Source organism: Micromonospora reichwaldensis (assembly GCF_031845925.1).
GTDB lineage: Bacteria > Actinomycetota > Actinomycetes > Mycobacteriales > Micromonosporaceae > Micromonospora > Micromonospora reichwaldensis.
Genome location: NZ_JAVRFL010000012.1, coordinates 133300 through 149939 on the forward strand (window position 1 = coordinate 133300; position 16640 = coordinate 149939).

The following is a 16640-nucleotide window of genomic DNA, read 5'->3' on the forward strand; positions in this document are numbered from 1 at the left end:
ATTCGACGGCCGACGACGCCGGCCGTCACTCCCCGGCACAGCGGCCGGAGGGGCTTTCAGGGGCAGCGGACGACCTGACCGGCGTAGGTCAGGCCACCGCCGAAACCGAAGAGCAGCACCGGGGCGCCGGAGGGCACCTCCCGCCGCTCGACCAGCTTGGACAGGGCCAGCGGCACACTCGCCGCCGAGGTGTTGCCGGACTCGACGATGTCCCTGGCGATGATCGCGTTCGGGATGCCGAGCCGCTTCGCGATGCCGTCGATGATCCGGGCGTTGGCCTGGTGCGGCACGAAGGCCGCCAACTCCGACGGGTCGACCCCGGCGCGCTCGCACGCCTGCCGGGCCAGCGGCGCCAGCTCCGTGGTGGCCCAGCGGAAGACCGACTGCCCCTCCTGCTGGATGGATGGGCGCCAGCCCTCGATGCGTACCGCGTCGCCCTTCTCCGGCACCGAGCCCCAGACCACCGGGCCGACGCCGGCGGGCTCGCCCTCGCCGACGGCCGACACCACGGCGGCCCCGGCGCCGTCGGCGAAGATGATGCAGGTGGAGCGGTCCGTCCAGTCGACGATGTCGGACAGCTTCTCCGCGCCGATGACCAGGGCGTTGCGCGAGGCGCCGGCCCGGATGGCGTGGTCCACGGTGCCCAGCGCGTACGCGAAGCCGGAGCAGGCCGTGTTGAGGTCGAACGCCCCGGGCGCGGTGATGCCGAGCTTGGCGGCGACCCGGCAGGCCACGTTCGGGCTGCGGTCGGCGGAGCTGCACGTCGCCACGACGACCAGGTCGATGTCGGCGGCGGTGAGCCCGGAGTTGGCCAGCGCCTTGCCGGCGGCGGCGGCGGCCATGTCGGCGACCGTCTCACCGTCGGCGATCCGCCGGGTGACGATGCCGACCCGGTCCCGGATCCACTCGTCGCTGGTCTCGACCAACTGGGCGATGTCGTCGTTGGTGACCACGCGGGAGGGCTGGTAGTGCCCCAGCGCGACGATCCGACTGCCGGTCATGCGTGACCTCCGATGCGGACGAGCGGTTGGCCCGGTGCGACCGGGTCGTCGTGGTGGGCGAGCCACTCGGTGAGTACGCCGCTGCCGTGCGCGGTCACCTCGACCGGGCCCTGCCGGGTGGCCACGTGGCCGACGACCTGGCCGGCGCGGAGCGTGTCGCCCTCGGCGAGCTCCCGCGCCGGCTCGAAGGTGCCGGCCGACGGGGCCACCACCACGCGGAACTGCATGGTCGGCTCGTGGCCCGGAGCCATGCCGTGCCGGGCGATCAGGTCCCGGGCGGCGGGCAGGTCGTCGGGGGTGTTGAGGGTGACCACCTCGGGGGCCCCGGCCCCCTTCAGCTCCCGCTTCACCAGGCCCGCGAGGGTGCCGGCCGGGGGCAGCTCGATCACGCCGGTCACCCCGAGGTCGGCCAGGGTACGCATGCAGAGGTCCCAGCGCACCGGCGCGGTGACCTGGCGGACCAGGCGCTGCACCATGTCGCGCCCGTGGTTGACCGCGGTCCCGTCGAGATTCGACAGCAGGATCCGGGCCGGGTCGGTCGGGGTGATCCCGGCGGCCACGGCGGCCAGCGCCGTCTCGGCGGGGGCCATGTACGGCGTGTGGAACGCGCCGGCCACCTTCAGGCGGATCACCCGGGCCTTCGCCGGCGGCTCGGCGGCGAGCTTCTCCAGCCCCTCGACGGAGCCGGCGGCGACGAACTGGCCGGCGCCGTTGCGGTTGGCCGGGTGCAGCCCGTGCGCGACGATCGAGGCGAGCACCTCCTCGGGGTCCCCGCCCAGCACGGCCGCCATCCCGGTCGGCTCCAGGGCGCAGGCCGCGGCCATCTCCCGCCCGCGTACGCCGGCCAGGGTGATCGCCGCCTCCGCCGGGAGCACCCCGGCGAGCGCCGCCGCGCCCAGCTCGCCGACGCTGTGGCCGACGGTGAGCGTGACGTCGTACATCGGCAGGTGCTCGGCGGCCAGCAGTGCGGCGGCGACCAGCAGCGGCTGGGTCCGCGCGGTGTCCCTGATCTCGTCCGCGTCGGCGGCGGTGCCGAGGTGCACCAGGTCGACCCCGGCCAGCGCCGACCACCAGCGCAGACGTGCTTCGGCGCCGGTGAGGTCCAGCCAGGGAGTCAGGAAGCCGGGTTTCTGGGAACCCTGGCCGGGTGAGAGTACGGCGAGCACCCCTATGACTCTCCCGGATACGCGCGGGTAGCGCTGTGCCGCCCCCGACCAAACCGCACTAGAACCTTTGGAGGGTTCCTACAAAAATCGGCGGCGATCATCACCTGTGTGTGGCGTTTTACCGGCACTCGGGGTCATTGTCTGAGTTGGTACCACCGGGACCACCGGATCGAGCCGGCCGACGGTGAGGGCCACCTGGAGCGCGAAGGCGTCCCGCGCCGCGAGCGGCGAGAAGCCGGTGACGTCCGAGATCCGCCGCAGCCGGTAGCGCACCGTGTTCGGGTGCACGAAGAGGGACCGCGCGGCGCTCTCCAGCGTGCCGCCGGCCGCGAAGAAGGCGTCGAGGGTCTCCAGCAGTTCCCCGCCGGCCCGCACCAGCGCGGCGTAGACGTCGTGCCGCAGCCGCCGGCGCGCCTCCGCGTCCCCGGCCAGCGCCCGCTCCGGCAGCAGGTCGTCCGCCGGCACCGGCCGGGGCGCGGTCGGCCAGGCCGGTGCGGCCCGGAAACCGGCCAGCGCGGCGCGCGCCGACTCGGTCGCCTCGTCCAGGCTCGGCACGGCCGGACCGACCACCACCGGCCCGTCCCCGAAGGCGCCGAGCAGCTTGCCGGTGGCCGCGACCGGGTCGGCGGCGCCGCCCAGCACGATGACCAGCCGGTCGCCGTGCACCCCGCCGATCACCTCCGTGCCGATGCGCCGGGCCTGCCGGTGGACGGTGTGCAGCACGGCGGAGACCTCCCCGCCGGGGGAGCGGCCGACCGCCACCGCCACCGGCGGGGCGTCCGCCCAGCCGAGCGCCGCCGCCCGGCTCGCCAGCACGTCCGGCGAGTCGCCCCGCAGCAGCGCGTCCACCAGCAACGCCTGCAACCGGGCGTCCCAGGAGCCACGCGACTCGGCGGCCCGGGCGTACACCCGGGCGGCGGCGAAGGCGATCTCCCGGGAGAACCGCAGCACGGCCTCGCGCAACTGCTGTTCCTCGCCCTTCGCCGCCAGGTGCGAGACCTGCTCCTCGACGACGTCGATCATCACCTTCACCAGCGCGACGGTCTGCTGGAGGCTGATCGAGCGGGCGAGTGCCTGCGGCGCGGTGGCGAAGACCTCGTCCGAGACCTCCTGGGTGCTGTCCGCCGTGCCGCCGCCGTCGCGTAGCCACTGCACCAGCGACCGGGCGCCGGCCTGGGCCACCAGCATCACCCAGGAGCGGTGGTCGGGCGGCAGGTCGCGGAACCAGGGCAGCGTCTCGTCCATCCGGGCCACGCTGGCGCTGGCCAGCGCCCCCGCCGCCCGCTCGATCCGGCGCAGCGTGGCCGACAGTTCCGTCCCGCCCGGCTCGCTCACCGCCCCAGCCTGACACGCCCCGACCTGCGCCTCCGCGCCGGGCGGCCCGCCGTGCCCCGGCCCGCTGCGCCCCGGGCTGCCAGCCTGCCGTGGCCCCGGGCGGGCCGCCCGTCGTGGTGACGGGGCCCACAGCCGTCAGGCCGGCGGCGGGACGGGCAGTCCCAGCTCCTGGGCCAGGATGGCGGCCTGCACCCGGCTGCGCAGGTCCAGCTTGGCGAGGATCCGGCTGACGTGGGTCTTGGTGGTGCTCTCGGCCATCGCCAACCGGTCGGCGACCTGCTGGTTGGACAGGCCGAGCCCGAGACAGGCCAGCACGTCGCGCTCCCGGGGGGTCAGCGCGTCCACCGCCTGCCGGGTCGCGGCGGAGGTGGTGGGGGCGGTCGCCGCGAACTCGGTGATCAGGCGGCGGGTGACCGCCGGGGCGATGAACCCCTCGCCCCGGGCGACCGTCCGCACCGCCGCCACCAGCCCCGCCGCGTCGATGTCCTTGAGGACGAAGCCCGCCGCGCCGGCCCGCAGCGCCCCGAAGACGTACTCGTCGACGTCGAAGGTGGTGAGCACGAGCACGTCGGCGAGCCGGTCGGCGGCGATCTCCCGGGTGGCCGAGATGCCGTCCAGCCGGGGCATCCGCACGTCCAGCACCGCGACGTCCGGGCGCAGCTCCCGGCACAGCCGGACCGCCTCGGCGCCGTCCTCGGCCTCGCCCACCACCTCGACGCCGGCCGCCCCGGCCAGGATCAGCGCCAGCCCGGCACGCACCGCCGACTGGTCGTCGGCGAGCAGCACCCGGATCACCTCGGCCATGCCACGCCCCGTTCCCTCACGGCGCCACCTCCGTCGGCAGCTCCACCCGTACCCGCCAGCGGCCCCCCGCCGGGCCGGCGGCGAACCGGCCGTTCAGCAGCGCCGCCCGCTCCCGCATCCCGATCAGGCCGGCGCCCGCGCCGGTCAGCGTGCCCCGGCCGGCGCCGACCGGGTTCTCCACGCCCACCACCACCCCCGCCGGCTCGTACGCGACCAGCAGGTCGGCCTCGCCGGCGCCGTGCTTGAGCGCGTTGGTCAGCGACTCCTGCACGATCCGGTACGCGGCCAGGTCCACCCCGACCGGCAGCGCGCGGGGCTCGCCGCGCCGGGTCGCCCGGACGGTCAGCCCGGCGGCGCGCACCCGGTCCACGAGAGCGTCGACCTCGCTGAGCCGCGCCCGGGTCGTCTCGTCGGTGGCGTCGACGGCGGCCCCGCCCTCCGCCGGTTCCCGCAGCAGGCCGATCATCTGCCGCATCTCGCCCAGCCCCTGCACGCTGCTCTCCCGGATCACCCGCAGCGCCGACTCGACCTGCGACCGGTCGAGCCCGGGCACGGAGAGCGCGGCCGTGGCGTGGATGGCCACCGCGCTCAGGTGGTTGGCGACCACGTCGTGCAGCTCCCGGGCCATCCGGGCCCGCTCCGCGCCGACGGCCTGCCGGCGGTCCAGCTCCACCAGCCGGGCCGTCTGCTCGGCCCGGGCCCGTTCGGCGACCGCCTGGTCCCGGTACTGCCGCACGCTGATCCCGGTGAGCACCGGCAGCACCCCGGCCAGCACCACGGGCGCCCCGATGCCCACGCCCCGCCAGTCGCCCCTCAGCAGCACCCCCACCGCCGTGCCGAGGACGCTCAACCCGATCGTGACCTGGAGCAGCCGGCGCCAGGTCCGGGCCGAGCCGAACACGCACGCGTCGTAGAGCACCTGGGTGTAGACGAGGACGGTGGCCAGCGAGCCGCCCATCGCGAGGTCGGCCAGCACCGCCACCGTGCCGAGCGCCAGGCTGACCCGGGTGGCGACCCGGCGCAGGCCCACCGCCGTGCAGACCACCGCCAGCGGCAGCAGGAACAGCGGCTCCGGCAGGTCCGGGTGCCAGGACAGTTGCGGCTGCGTGCCCAGGCCGTACAGGACCGCCCCGCCAACCAGGGAGGCGCACGCCAGCACGACGTCCCGCCCGCCCGTCCCGGCCCTGACCCACCCCGCCGCCCGCACCCCCCGATCCCACCACACCCTCACCCCGCCCGTTTCCGCCGATCATGCGGTCGTGGTGGGGGACGAAAGCTGCACCGGCGTACGAAATCCCCACCACGACTCCATGATCGCGAGGAAGGGGGCGGGGGCGGTGGGGGAGTCGGGTGGGGCGTCGGTGCCGGCCAGTACGGTGACAGGGCCCGTCGGAGCGACCCCGGCGGGCGGGGCGAGCGTGAGGAGACTCCGATGGCGCACGGGGAGGCCGAGCACGGCTGCGCCCAGGGCGAGCCCTGCCGGCCGGGCCACCACGAGCAGCAGGCGGCAGCGAAGCACCGCCGGCTGCCCGGAGGGCTCCCGGCCCACTCGCCGGAGCACCCGGCCCGCGCGCCCGAGCGTCCCGAGCGTCCCGAGGACGACGTCACGGTGCCCCGGCAGCGCGTCGCGGAACCGGCTCCGACCGGCGAGGCCGAGTTGGCGGCGGCCCCGGGCTGCCGCAGCGACCTGCCCGGCTGGGCCGGCGCGCACCAGCACGGCCCGGTTCGCCCCCGGCAGCGCGGCACCCGCCGCGAGCGGCCGCCACGCCGCTGGTGCTGACCACGGCGACGCCGCCCGACCGCTAGCGTGACCGGTGTGAAGGCGATCGCGATCGACACGTACGGCCCGGCCGACCTGCTCACGGTCCGGGACCTGCCCGTCCCGCCGGTCGGCCCGGACACGGTGCTCGTACGGGTCCGGGCGGCCGGGGTGAACCCGGTCGACTGGAAGGTGCGCGAAGGACACCTGGCCGGTGCGATCCCGGGTCACTTCCCGCTCGTCCCCGGCTGGGACGCGGCCGGGGTGATCGAGGCGGTCGGGCCGGCGGTGACCGGGTTCGCCGTCGGCGACGAGGTCGTCGGCTACGTCCGTCGCGACCACATCCAGTACGGCACGTACGCCGAACTCGTCCCGGCGCCCGAGCGGGCGCTGGCGGCCAGGCCGGTGCGGGCGTCCTGGGCCGAGGCGGGCGGCCTGCCCCTGGCGGGCCTCACGGCGTACCAGGCGCTCCAGTCGGCCCGCACCGGCGCCGGCGACACGGTGCTGGTGCACGGGGCGTCCGGCGGGGTGGGCCACCTGGCGGTGCAGATCGCCCGCGCGTTCGGCGCCGACCGCGTGATCGGCACGGCCGGCGCGGCCAACCACGACTTCGTCCGGTCGCTGGGCGCCGAGCCGGTCGCGTACGGCGACGGGCTGGCCGACCGGGTCCGCGCGGTCGCGCCCGACGGGGTGGACGTGGTGCTCGACCTGTTCGGCGGCGATGCGCTCGACGTGTCGGCCGAGCTGATCACCCGTCCCGCGCGGCTGATCTCGACGGCAGACCCGGAGCACGTCACCCGGCTGGGCGGCAGCTATCTGTTCGTCAAGCCGTCGACCGTGGACCTGGGCATGCTCGCCGGGCTGGTGGACGCCGGCCGGCTGACCGTCCACGTCGAACGGACGTTCCCGCTGGCGCAGGCGGCGGACGCGCAGCGCCTGGTGGAGGCGGGGCACGTCCGCGGCAAGGTGGTCCTGGAGATCTGACCCCCGCCCGGGGCCGGCCGTCCGGCGGGCGCCGGCGGCGGGCTCAGCGGGTGCGGCGGCGGACCAGCAGCGCGATCCCGGCGAGCCCCGACGTGATGACCAGCACCACCGCGACGTTGAGCAGCAGCAGCCGCTGCAACTCGCCGAGCGCCTCGTCGATGTCCTTGGCCGGGTTGAGGGCGTCCTCCGGGATGACCCGCTCGCCGCCGCCGACGCCCCCGCTGACGGTGTCGAACTGCCGCTCCAGCGGCACACCCGCCGTGCGGAGGGTCTCCGACATGTTGAGCCGGCCGAGGAACCAGCCCGCGGAGGTCTTGCGGGCGTCCGGCTGCTTGGCCGGGCGGAAGACGCGCGGCCCGCCGACCGCCTTCGGGTAGAGGTCGTACGTCTGCTTCGCGACGTCACCGGCGAACACCACGACCGTGTACTTCGGACCGAGGTCGGCCGCCTTCGGGCCCTTGGGCTGCCCCGTACGGCCGAGGAAGTTGACCTGGTCGATGACCGCCACCACGTGCGCGGGCTGGGCCTCCGCGCGCAGCCGCAGCGGTTCCGCGAGCCCATGCCCGGTGATCTCCACTCCGGCCGGTGGGGTCTTCGGCGCCGCCGTCGCCGTCCCGGCGGAACCGAGCGACAGGACCGCCGCCGCGAGCCCGCCCGCCAACACCGCGACCAGCCGCCGCATCGTTCGGACCATCGCCGCCTCCTCGCCCCGTTCGATGGATGGCTTGCTGCAGGTCACGCGTTGGTTGGCTGACGGGGGTGACCGAACCCGTGCAGGGTGCCACCCTCAAGACTGCGCAGAACGTCGATCGGTTGCAGCTCGTGGAACAGTAATTGGAACTATCTGTGATCCCGGCCCGACCAATGAACGGTAGCCGTGGATCAGCGGGCGGATCGTACCTTTACGGAGGGGTTCATGGGGGGCAGGTTCCCACGGATGGCGCGCACCTGGCCAGTGGTGGTCGGCGTGGCGATCGGTGTGTCGTTGGTGCTGCCGGCCGCGCCGGCGGCCGCCCACAACTCGCTGACCGGCAGTGATCCGCGTAACGGCGCCCGGGTGGCCGAGGCGCCGTCCCGGATCGAGCTGCGTTTCCTGGCGAAGGCGGACCCGAATACGACGAAGATCACAGTGACCGGTCCGGACAACGTGGCCGCGCTCGGCGGCGCGCCGGCCTACTCCGGCTCGCGGGTGAGCGTCCCGTTCAAGCCGGGCCGGGCGGGGCTCTACATCGTCGGCTATCAGTTGGCGTCCAGCGACGGGCACCCGGTCTCCGGCGAGGTGCGGTTCACCCTGACCACCGGCACCCCCGCCGAGTCGCCGACGGGCGCGGGCACCGCCGGCCCGAGCGCCCCGGCGTCGGCCGTACCGCCCTCGTCCGGCGCCGCGCCGACCTCGGCCGCGCCCGACCCGACGGGCGCGGGCACGCCGGGGTCCGCGGTGCCCGCGGCGAGGGAGAGCGACGCCGCGGCCGGACGCGGCTGGTTGTGGGCGCTCGGCGGCGTGCTTCTCCTCGCCGCCCTCGCCGCCGGCCTGCTGCTGCGCCGCCGCTCGGCCCGCCGCTGACCGGCGCGGGCCCGCGACGCCTCAGCGCCCGGACCCACCGGTCCGGGCGCTGAGCGGGTACGCCGCCGTCAGGACCACCCCGAGCCGGAGCCGGAGGTCGAGGACCGACGTGGCGGCGGCGCCGCAGGCGCGCGGGTGGGCCGTCCCGGCAGGGTGGTCGTGGCCGTCGGGAACTGGCCCGGGCTCAGAACAGGCGGACCCGGGCGGCGCGCAGCCGGCTCAGGGTGCGCTCTCGGCCGAGCACCTCCAGCGACTCGAACAGCGGCAGCCCGACGGTACGGCCGGTGACCGCGACGCGCACCGGCGCCTGGGCCTTGCCGAGCTTGAGCCCGCGCTCGGCGCCGACCGCCTCCAGCGTCGACTTCAGCGTCTCGGCGTCCCACGACTCCAGCGCCTCGAACGCCGCCGTGGCGGCGTCCAGCAGCTCCGCGGAGCCCTCCTTCATCGCCTTGGCCCAGGCGGCCTCGTCGATCAGGGGCGCGGCGAGGAAGAGGAAGTCGACGTTCGGCACGATCTCGCTGAGCAGCGCGATCCGGGTCTGCGCCAGCGGGGCCACGGCCGCGAAGGCGTCGGCGTCGAACTCCTCCGGCTGCCACGGCGGCGGGGCGATGGTGCCGGTGCCCGTCAGCCACGGCCGGCAGGCCTCGACGAACTCCTCGACCGGCAGCGCCCGGATGTACTCGCCGTTGAACGCGCGGAGCTTCTTCTCGTCGAAGAACGCCGGCGAGGGGTTGACGTCCGCCAGCCGGAACTCCTCCTCGATCACCGACCACGGGACGATCTCCCGGTCGCCCGACGGCGCCCAGCCGAGCAGCATCAGGTAGTTGCGCATCGCCTCAGCCAGGTAGCCCTCGTCCCGGAACGCCTCCAGGGCCACCTTGTCCCGGCGCTTGGAGAGCTTCTGCCGCTTCTCGTTGACCACGACCGGCACGTGCGCCCAGACCGGCGGCTTGACCCCGAGGGCGTCCCAGAGGAGTTGCTGCTTGGGGGTGTTGGGCAGGTGCTCCTCGGCGCGGATCACGTGGGTGATGCCCATGGTCATGTCGTCGACCACGTTGGCGAGCAGGAAGACCGGCGAGCCGTCGCCCCGGGCGATGACGAAGTCCTCGATCAGCTTGTTCTCGAAGGTCGGCTCGCCGCGGATCAGGTCGACGACCACGGTCTCGCCCTCGTCGGGCGTACGGAAGCGCAGGGCGCGCCCCTCGCCGGCCGGCAGGCCCCGGTCCCGGCAGAAGCCGTCGTAGCCCTGGTACTGCGAGCCGGTGCGGGCCTGTACGGCCTCGCGGGTGCAGTCGCAGTAGTACGCGCGGCCGGAGTCGTGCAGCCGCGCGGCGGCGGCCCGGTGCTCGCCGGCGTACTCCGACTGGAAGTGCGGGCCCTCGTAGCTGCCGCGCTCGATGCCGATCCAGTCCAGCGCGGAGAGGATGCCCTCGGTCCACTCCGGCTTGTTGCGGGCCGCGTCGGTGTCCTCGATGCGGAGCACGAACACCCCGCCCTGCTGCTTCGCGTAGATCCAGTTCTGCAACGCCGAGCGGGCGCCGCCGACGTGGAACATACCGGTCGGGGAGGGGGCGAAGCGCACACGTACCGTCACGTCCCCCAGCCTACGGCGGCGCGCAACGGTGTAAGGAAGGGCCCCTTGCAATCGCTACGCGATTGCAAGGGGCCCTTCCTTACACCTCAGGGCACGGAGCGGATCTTCAGGACCAGGACGCTGCCCAGCACGGTGACCGCCGCGGTGACCGCGTAGAGCACCGGGTAGCCGCCGAGGTGCACCACGAGCGGGGCGGAGAGCGCCGGGCCGAGCACCTGCGGGGCGGAGTTGGCGATGTTGATCACGCCCAGGTCCTTGGCCCGGTCGGTCGCGGCGGGCAGCACCTGGGTGATGAGCGCGGCGTCCACCGACAGGTAGACGCCGTAGCCGGCGCCGAGCAGCAGCGCGGCGGCCACGGCCACCGGCCAGACCGGCGCGACGGCCAGCAGCAGCGCGGCGACCGCCATGATGCCGCCGGCGGTGATGACGAAGACCTTCCGCTTGCCGGAGCGGTCCGACAGCCGCCCGGCCACCACGGCGGTGGCCGCCAGGCCGGCCGTGTAGAGCAGGATCAGCACCAGCAGGCCGCCCTCGGGATCGACGTGGCGCACCTCGTCGGTGAGGAAGTAGAGCAGGTAGAGCGTGCCGAGCGCGTTGCCGAGCTGCACCAGGAACCGGGTGATCCAGGCCCAGCCGAAGTCGGGGTGGCGGCGCGGCGAGATCCACATCGACGCGAGCAGGGCGCGCCACCGCAGCGCCGGCCGGTGCGCCCGGGGCAGCGGGTCGTCGGCGGTGAGCAGCGCGAACGGCAGGGCCAGCAGCAGCACCGCCGCCGCCATCGCCAGGTAGCCGGCGGCGGTGCCGCTCACCACGGCGGTGACCAGCACCACCCCGAGCACCAGCCCCAGCGCCTGGGGGATGCCGACCCAGCCGGAGACGCCGCCACGCTGGGCGACCGGCACCCGGTCCGGCACGGCGGCGGTCAGGCTGGCCAGCATCGCGTTGAAGCAGACCTGGGCGGCGACCCAGCCGAGCGCGACCCCGGCGACGGTGCGTTGCTGCGCCAGCAGCACCAGGGCCGCCGCGCCGAGCAGCGCGCCGCCGGCGGTCCAGACGTGCCGCCGGCCGAACTCCCGCCCGGCCAGCCGCAGGCAGGTGCGGTCCGACAGCGCCCCGGCGAGGGGGTTGGCGAGCACCGCGGCGAGCGCGCCGAGGCCGGTGACCACGGCCAGCGCCGTCTCCTTGTCGGCCGGGGCGATCCGTTCCAGCTGCTGCGGCAGCAGCACCTGGATGGGCGTGAAGAACGCCATCCAGACCCCGAGGTTCGCGGCGAAGATCAGCGCGATCCAGCCCCGCCGCACCGGCGCGGTCGGCTCGGCGAGCGCCGCCGGCAGCGACGCGGGCGTCGGGTCGACGGTGGTCACGGCCGGGCGATCAGGTCACGGAACCAGGCGTACGAGGACTTGGGCGTACGGAGCTGGGTGTCGAAGTCGACGTGCACGAGGCCGAAGCGCTTGGTGAAGCCCTCCGCCCACTCCCAGTTGTCCAGCAGCGACCAGACGAAGTAACCGGTCACGTCGACGCCCTCGTCCATCGCGGCGCGTACCGCGCGCAGGTGCCCGTCGAGGTAGGCGATCCGCTCCGGGTCGTGCACCCGGCCGTCGGCGTCGGGCGTGTCGTCGTACGCGCAGCCGCTCTCGGTGACCTGGATCGGGGGCAGGTCGTCGGCGTACGTGCGGTGCAGCCAGCCGAGCAGCTCGTGCAGCCCGTCGGGGGCGACCGGCCAGTCGAAGGCGGTACGCGGGTATCCGGCCAGCGGCACGAACTCGAACGGCAGGGGCGAGCCCTCCTGCGGGGCGCGTACGCCGGTGGGGTTGTAGTAGTTGACCCCCAGCACGTCGATCGGCGCGGCGATCACGTCGAGGTCGCCGGTGCGCACCGCGGCGGTGTCGAAGCCCAGCTCGGCGGGGTAGCCCCGGCCGAACAGCGGGTCCGTGAAGAGGCGGTTGTGCAGCGCCTCGTACGCCGCGGCGGCCGCCCGGTCGGCGTCGGTGTCGCCGGCGATGCGCACCGGCGAGTAGTTGTTCGCGATGGCGACCGGGCTCGTGGTGCGCGCCCGCAGCGCGGCGACGGCGAGGCCGTGGGCGAGCAGCTGGTGGTGGGCCACCGGGAAGGCGTCGAAGAGCAGCGTCCGGCCGGGGGCGTGCTCGCCCGTGCCGTGGCCGAGGCTCATGTGGATGAAGGGCTCGTTGAGGGTGATCCAGAGCTTCACCCGGTCGCCGAGGCGGGCGGCGGCCGCGTCGGCGTACTCGGCGAAGCGGTGGGCGGTGTCCCGGTTCAGCCAGCCGCCCGCGTCCTCGAGGGCCTGCGGCAGGTCCCAGTGGAAGAGCGTGGCGACCGGGTCGACGCCGTGGGCGAGCAGGTCGTCGACGAGCCGGTCGTAGAAGTCCAGCCCGCGCGCGTCGACCGGGCCGTCGCCGGTGGGCCGCACCCGGGGCCAGGCGATCGAGAAGCGGTACGCCGAGACGCCCAGCCCGGCGAGCAGCGCGACGTCCTCGGCGTGCCGGTGGTAGTGGTCGCAGGCCACGTCGCCGGTGCTGCCGTCGGCGACCCGGCCGGGGGTGTGGGCGAAGGTGTCCCAGATGGACGCTCCCCGCCCGTTCTCGTCGACGCCGCCCTCGATCTGGTGGGCGGAGGTGGACACTCCCCAGCGGAATCCGGGGGGGAACTCGGGCATCGCTGCGGTCGACATGCGCCCTCCCGTCGTACGTGAATCGTGCTCGCGACTCTAGGGGGCGGTCGGTCGATGCGCCATAGGCCGTACGGCGCCGTGGCGCAATGGATTTCGGCGTGTCTTTTCCGAACCCGTCCCAGTACGTCCGAATTTGCGCATAGAGTGCCGATATCGTGGGATGTCCTCACTGGAGGAAAGACGGAAATGATCCTCGTGGAACGCAGTGCGCACGTGATGGCGCCAGTGGAAGCGGTCTGGGACGTCGTGCAGCGGGCCGAGCAGTTGCCGGCCTGGCTGGCGGGGGTCCGTGCGGCCGAGGTGCTCTCGGGAGAGGGCTTCGGGCGCCGACAACTCGTCCAGGCCGGACGTGGCGCCGCGCATGAGGCCGAGGTGATCGCCTATCAGGCGCCGACCCTGATCGGCTGGCGCGAACGCGCCAAGGGCGCCGGTGCCCGGGCGGAGGCGCGCACCGAGATCTACGTCCAGCTCACCGCAGGCGAGGAGGAGGGCGGGACGATCGTGCGGCTCATCGTCGTACGCTGGCCGGCCGGTCCGGTCAAGGCCGCCCTGCTCCGCCTCGGCCTGCGCAGGGTCGGTGCCGACCTGGAGGACTCGCTCGCCCGGCTGACCGATCTGGCCGCCGTCGGCTGAGCCGGGCACGTCCTGGCGCCACCCGCGACGGCGGTGGCCCGGTGTCCCCGCCAGGGACTCCGGACCACCGCCGGTCCGCTCGTCGGCGGACGACGAAGGGCCCGGCGCGGGAAGCGCCGGGCCCTCGTCTCGTACGTCCTAGCTGTCGCCGCCGGTCTCGCCGACCGGGGCCGCGTTCACGTCCTCGATGGCGTACTTCTTGGCCGCCTCGGCCGGCACGCTCGCCGGTACCGCGCCGCGCAGGGCGAGCTGCCGCAGCGTCGCGACCACCACCGACTCGGCGTCGACGTGGAAGTGCCGGCGCAGGGCGTGCCGGGTGTCGGACATACCGAACCCGTCCGTGCCGAGCGAGGTGTAGTCGCCGGGCACCCAGCGGGCGATCAGGTCCGGCACCGCGCGCATCCAGTCGCTGACCGCGACCTTCGGGCCCTCGGCGTCGGCCAGCTTCTGCTGGATGTACGGCACCCGCTGCTCCGCGCCCGGGTTGAGCAGGTTGTGCTCCTCGCACTGCACCGCGTCGCGGCGCAGCTCCGTCCAGGAGGTCACCGACCAGACGTCGGCGGCCACGCCCCAGTCCTGGGCCAGCAGCTGCTGCGCCTTGATCGCCCACTGCATGCCCGTGCCCGAGGCGAGCACGTTGGCCTTCGGCGCGTCGTCGCCCACCGACGGGGCGGGGGAGTAGCGGTAGATGCCCTTGAGCAGCCCCTCCACGTCCACGCCCTCCGGCTCCGCAGGCTGGAGGATCGGCTCGTTGTAGATCGTCAGGTAGTAGAAGACGTTCTCCTGCGCCTCGCCGTACATCCGGTGCAGGCCGTTCTCCAGGATGTGCGCGATCTCGAACGCGAACGCCGGGTCGTACGCGACCACCGCCGGGTTGGTGGCGGCGATCAGCAGCGAGTGGCCGTCCTCGTGCTGGAGCCCCTCACCGTTGAGCGTGGTCCGGCCGGCGGTGGCGCCGAGCAGGAAGCCCCGGGCCATCTGGTCGGCGGCGGCCCACAGCCCGTCGGCGGTGCGCTGGAACCCGAACATCGAGTAGAAGATGTACATCGGGATCATCGGCTCGTCGTGCGTGGCGTACGCCGAGCCCGCCGCCGTGAACGAGGCGACCGAGCCGGCCTCGTTGATCCCCTCGTGCAGGATCTGCCCGGTGGTGGACTCCTTGTACGACAGGAACAGCTCCCGGTCGACCGAGGTGTAGCGCTGGCCGTGCGGCGAGTAGATCTTCTGCGTCGGGAAGAGCGAGTCCATGCCGAAGGTGCGGGCCTCGTCCGGGATGATCGGCACCCAGCGCTTGCCGAACTCCTTGTCCTTCATCACGTCCTTGAGCAGACGGACGAAGGCCATCGTGGTGGCCACCTTCTGCTTGCCCGAGCCGCGCTTGACGTCGGCGAAGCGCTCCGGACCGGGGATGGCCAGCCGCTTCTGGCCCGAGCGCCGCGACGGCAGGTAGCCGCCGAGCTGCTGGCGCCGCTCCTTGAGGTACGCGATCTCGTCGGACTTCTCGCCCGGCGTGTAGTACGGCGGCAGGTAGGGGTTGTCCTCCAGCGCCTTGTCCGGGATGTCCAGGTAGAGCCGGTCGCGGAAGGTCTTCAGGTCCTCCAGCGTCAGCTTCTTCATCTGGTGGGTGGCGTTGCGGCCCTCGAAGTGCGAGCCCAGCGTCCAGCCCTTGATCGTCTTGGCCAGGATCACGGTCGGCTGACCGGTGTGCTCCATCGCCGCCTTGTAGGCCGCGTAGAGCTTGCGGTAGTCGTGCCCGCCCCGCTTGAGGTTCCAGATCTCGTCGTCGCTGAGGTCCTCGACCATCTTGCGGGTCCGCTGGTCGCGGCCGAAGAAGTGCTCCCGGACGTACGCCCCGGACTCCGCCTTGTAGGTCTGGTAGTCACCGTCGGGCGTGGTGTTCATCAGGTTGACCAGCGCGCCGTCGGTGTCCGCGGCGAGCAGCGGGTCCCACTCCCGGCCCCAGACCACCTTGATGACGTTCCAGCCGGCGCCCCGGAAGAACGCCTCCAGCTCCTGCATGACCTTGCCGTTGCCGCGCACCGGCCCGTCGAGGCGCTGGAGGTTGCAGTTGATCACGAAGGTGAGGTTGTCCAGCTCCTCGCGGGCGGCCACGCCGATCGCGCCGAGCGTCTCCGGCTCGTCCATCTCGCCGTCGCCCAGGTATGCCCACACGTGCTGGTCCGAGGTGTCCTTGATGCCCCGGTGGTGCAGGTAGCGGTTGAACCGCGCCTGGTAGATCGCGTTCAGCCCGCCCAGGCCCATCGAGACCGTGGGGAACTCCCAGAAGTCCGGCATCAGCCGCGGGTGCGGGTACGACGGCAGGCCGCCGCCCGGGTGCGACAGCTCCTGGCGGAACCCGTCGAGCTGGTGCTCGGTCAGCCGCCCCTCCAGGAACGCCCGCGCGTACATGCCGGGGGAGGCGTGGCCCTGGTAGAAGATGTGGTCGCCGCCGCCCGGGTGGTCCTTGCCCCGGAAGAAGTGGTTGAAGCCCACCTCGTAGAGCGAGGCCGAGCTGGCGAAGGTGGAGATGTGCCCACCGACGCCGATCTCGGGCCGCTGCGCCCGGTGCACCAGCATGGCCGCGTTCCACCGGACGTACGCCCGGATCCGCCGTTCCACGTGCTCGTCACCCGGGAACCACGGCTCGCGCTCCGGCGGGATGGTGTTGATGTAGTCGGTGGTGGTCAGCGACGGCACCCCGACCTGGCGCTCGCGGGCCCGCTCCAGCAGGCGCAGCATGACGTAGCGGGCGCGCTTTGTCCCGCGCTCGTCGATGACACCGTCGAGCGACTCGACCCATTCGCTGGTCTCTTCAGGGTCGATGTCCGGAAGCTGGCTCGGCAGACCAGCGGTGATCACCGGGCGCTTGCGTTCCGTAGCCACAGGCGTTCCCTCGGTTCTGTGTGGGATAGGTCTCTAGCGCCATCCTGCCCCCTGGTGGCACCTGTCGTCACGCCCACCGCCCGGAGACGCGACGCGCGACACAGGTACCCGCCGGTAACTTTGCGCAACCGGCCGGCTGGCGCGCAAGGAAGGGCCCCTTCCTAACGCTATGCGTTAGGAAGGGGCCCTTCCTTGCATCCGGGCGAGCGGCGTCCGGCGGCGGGT

14 protein-coding genes are annotated in these 16640 nt (G+C 73.9%); 4 read left to right on the forward strand and 10 right to left on the reverse strand.

Going from position 1 to position 16640, the window contains the following annotated elements; genetic code table 11:
• Positions 1-56 precede the first annotated feature (56 nt).
• The 5 genes from RM555_RS12660 to RM555_RS12680 form a co-directional block, all read right to left on the reverse strand.
• Positions 57-1001, reverse strand: coding sequence for a beta-ketoacyl-ACP synthase III (locus RM555_RS12660; protein ID WP_311411918.1), 945 nt, complete (start codon positions 999-1001; stop codon positions 57-59).
• Positions 998-2167: an acyltransferase domain-containing protein gene (locus RM555_RS12665; protein WP_311411919.1), complete on the reverse strand. Its 1170-nt coding sequence runs from the start codon at positions 2165-2167 to the stop codon at positions 998-1000. Before RM555_RS12665 ends, RM555_RS12660 begins: the two co-directional genes overlap by 4 nt.
• A 78-nt stretch (positions 2168-2245) precedes the next feature.
• The gene (locus tag RM555_RS12670; RefSeq protein WP_396888753.1) at positions 2246-3634 is read right to left on the reverse strand and encodes a PucR family transcriptional regulator; all 1389 of its coding nucleotides are present in this window, start codon (positions 3632-3634) and stop codon (positions 2246-2248) included.
• Between the two features lie 3 nt (positions 3635-3637).
• Complete coding sequence (locus RM555_RS12675; protein WP_311411920.1) at positions 3638-4306, reverse strand: response regulator transcription factor; 669 nt, start codon at positions 4304-4306, stop codon at positions 3638-3640.
• Positions 4307-4322: 16 nt separating this feature from the next.
• Entirely contained in the window at positions 4323-5513 is a 1191-nt protein-coding gene (locus RM555_RS12680; RefSeq protein ID WP_311411921.1) for a sensor histidine kinase, read from the reverse strand.
• A 225-nt stretch (positions 5514-5738) separates the two neighbouring features.
• Between RM555_RS12680 and RM555_RS12685 the strand changes: the two genes are divergently transcribed.
• Positions 5739-6086, forward strand: a complete 348-nt coding sequence (locus RM555_RS12685; protein ID WP_311411922.1) for a hypothetical protein — start codon at positions 5739-5741, stop codon at positions 6084-6086.
• Positions 6087-6122: 36 nt separating this feature from the next.
• On the forward strand, positions 6123-7049 hold the full coding sequence (locus RM555_RS12690; protein WP_311411923.1) for an NADP-dependent oxidoreductase: 927 nt from the start codon (positions 6123-6125) through the stop codon (positions 7047-7049).
• 43 nt (positions 7050-7092) lie between these two features.
• Here the strand turns inward: RM555_RS12690 and RM555_RS12695 are convergent, their stop codons facing one another.
• On the reverse strand, positions 7093-7743 hold the full coding sequence (locus RM555_RS12695; protein ID WP_311411924.1) for a hypothetical protein: 651 nt from the start codon (positions 7741-7743) through the stop codon (positions 7093-7095).
• A 243-nt stretch (positions 7744-7986) separates the two neighbouring features.
• Between RM555_RS12695 and RM555_RS12700 the strand changes: the two genes are divergently transcribed.
• Complete coding sequence (locus RM555_RS12700) at positions 7987-8613, forward strand: copper resistance CopC family protein (RefSeq protein WP_311411925.1); 627 nt, start codon at positions 7987-7989, stop codon at positions 8611-8613.
• A 184-nt stretch (positions 8614-8797) separates the two neighbouring features.
• On the opposite strand, the gene gltX is transcribed toward RM555_RS12700, so the two are convergent.
• From gltX to RM555_RS12715, 3 genes are all read right to left on the reverse strand, one after another.
• Entirely contained in the window at positions 8798-10207 is a 1410-nt protein-coding gene (gene gltX / locus RM555_RS12705) for a glutamate--tRNA ligase (protein ID WP_311411926.1), read from the reverse strand.
• 86 nt (positions 10208-10293) lie between these two features.
• Entirely contained in the window at positions 10294-11571 is a 1278-nt protein-coding gene (locus tag RM555_RS12710) for an MFS transporter (protein ID WP_311411927.1), read from the reverse strand.
• Entirely contained in the window at positions 11568-12899 is a 1332-nt protein-coding gene (locus RM555_RS12715; RefSeq protein WP_311411928.1) for a GH1 family beta-glucosidase, read from the reverse strand. The genes RM555_RS12710 and RM555_RS12715 overlap by 4 nt, the downstream gene beginning before the upstream one ends.
• A gap of 186 nt (positions 12900-13085) precedes the next feature.
• On the opposite strand from RM555_RS12715, the gene RM555_RS12720 reads away from it, so the two are divergent.
• A complete protein-coding gene (locus RM555_RS12720) occupies positions 13086-13532 on the forward strand; it encodes an SRPBCC family protein (protein WP_311411929.1) in 447 nt (148 codons plus the stop codon).
• A 138-nt stretch (positions 13533-13670) separates the two neighbouring features.
• On the opposite strand, the gene aceE is transcribed toward RM555_RS12720, so the two are convergent.
• Positions 13671-16415, reverse strand: coding sequence for a pyruvate dehydrogenase (acetyl-transferring), homodimeric type (gene aceE / locus RM555_RS12725; RefSeq protein WP_311411930.1), 2745 nt, complete (start codon positions 16413-16415; stop codon positions 13671-13673).
• Positions 16416-16640 lie beyond the last annotated feature (225 nt).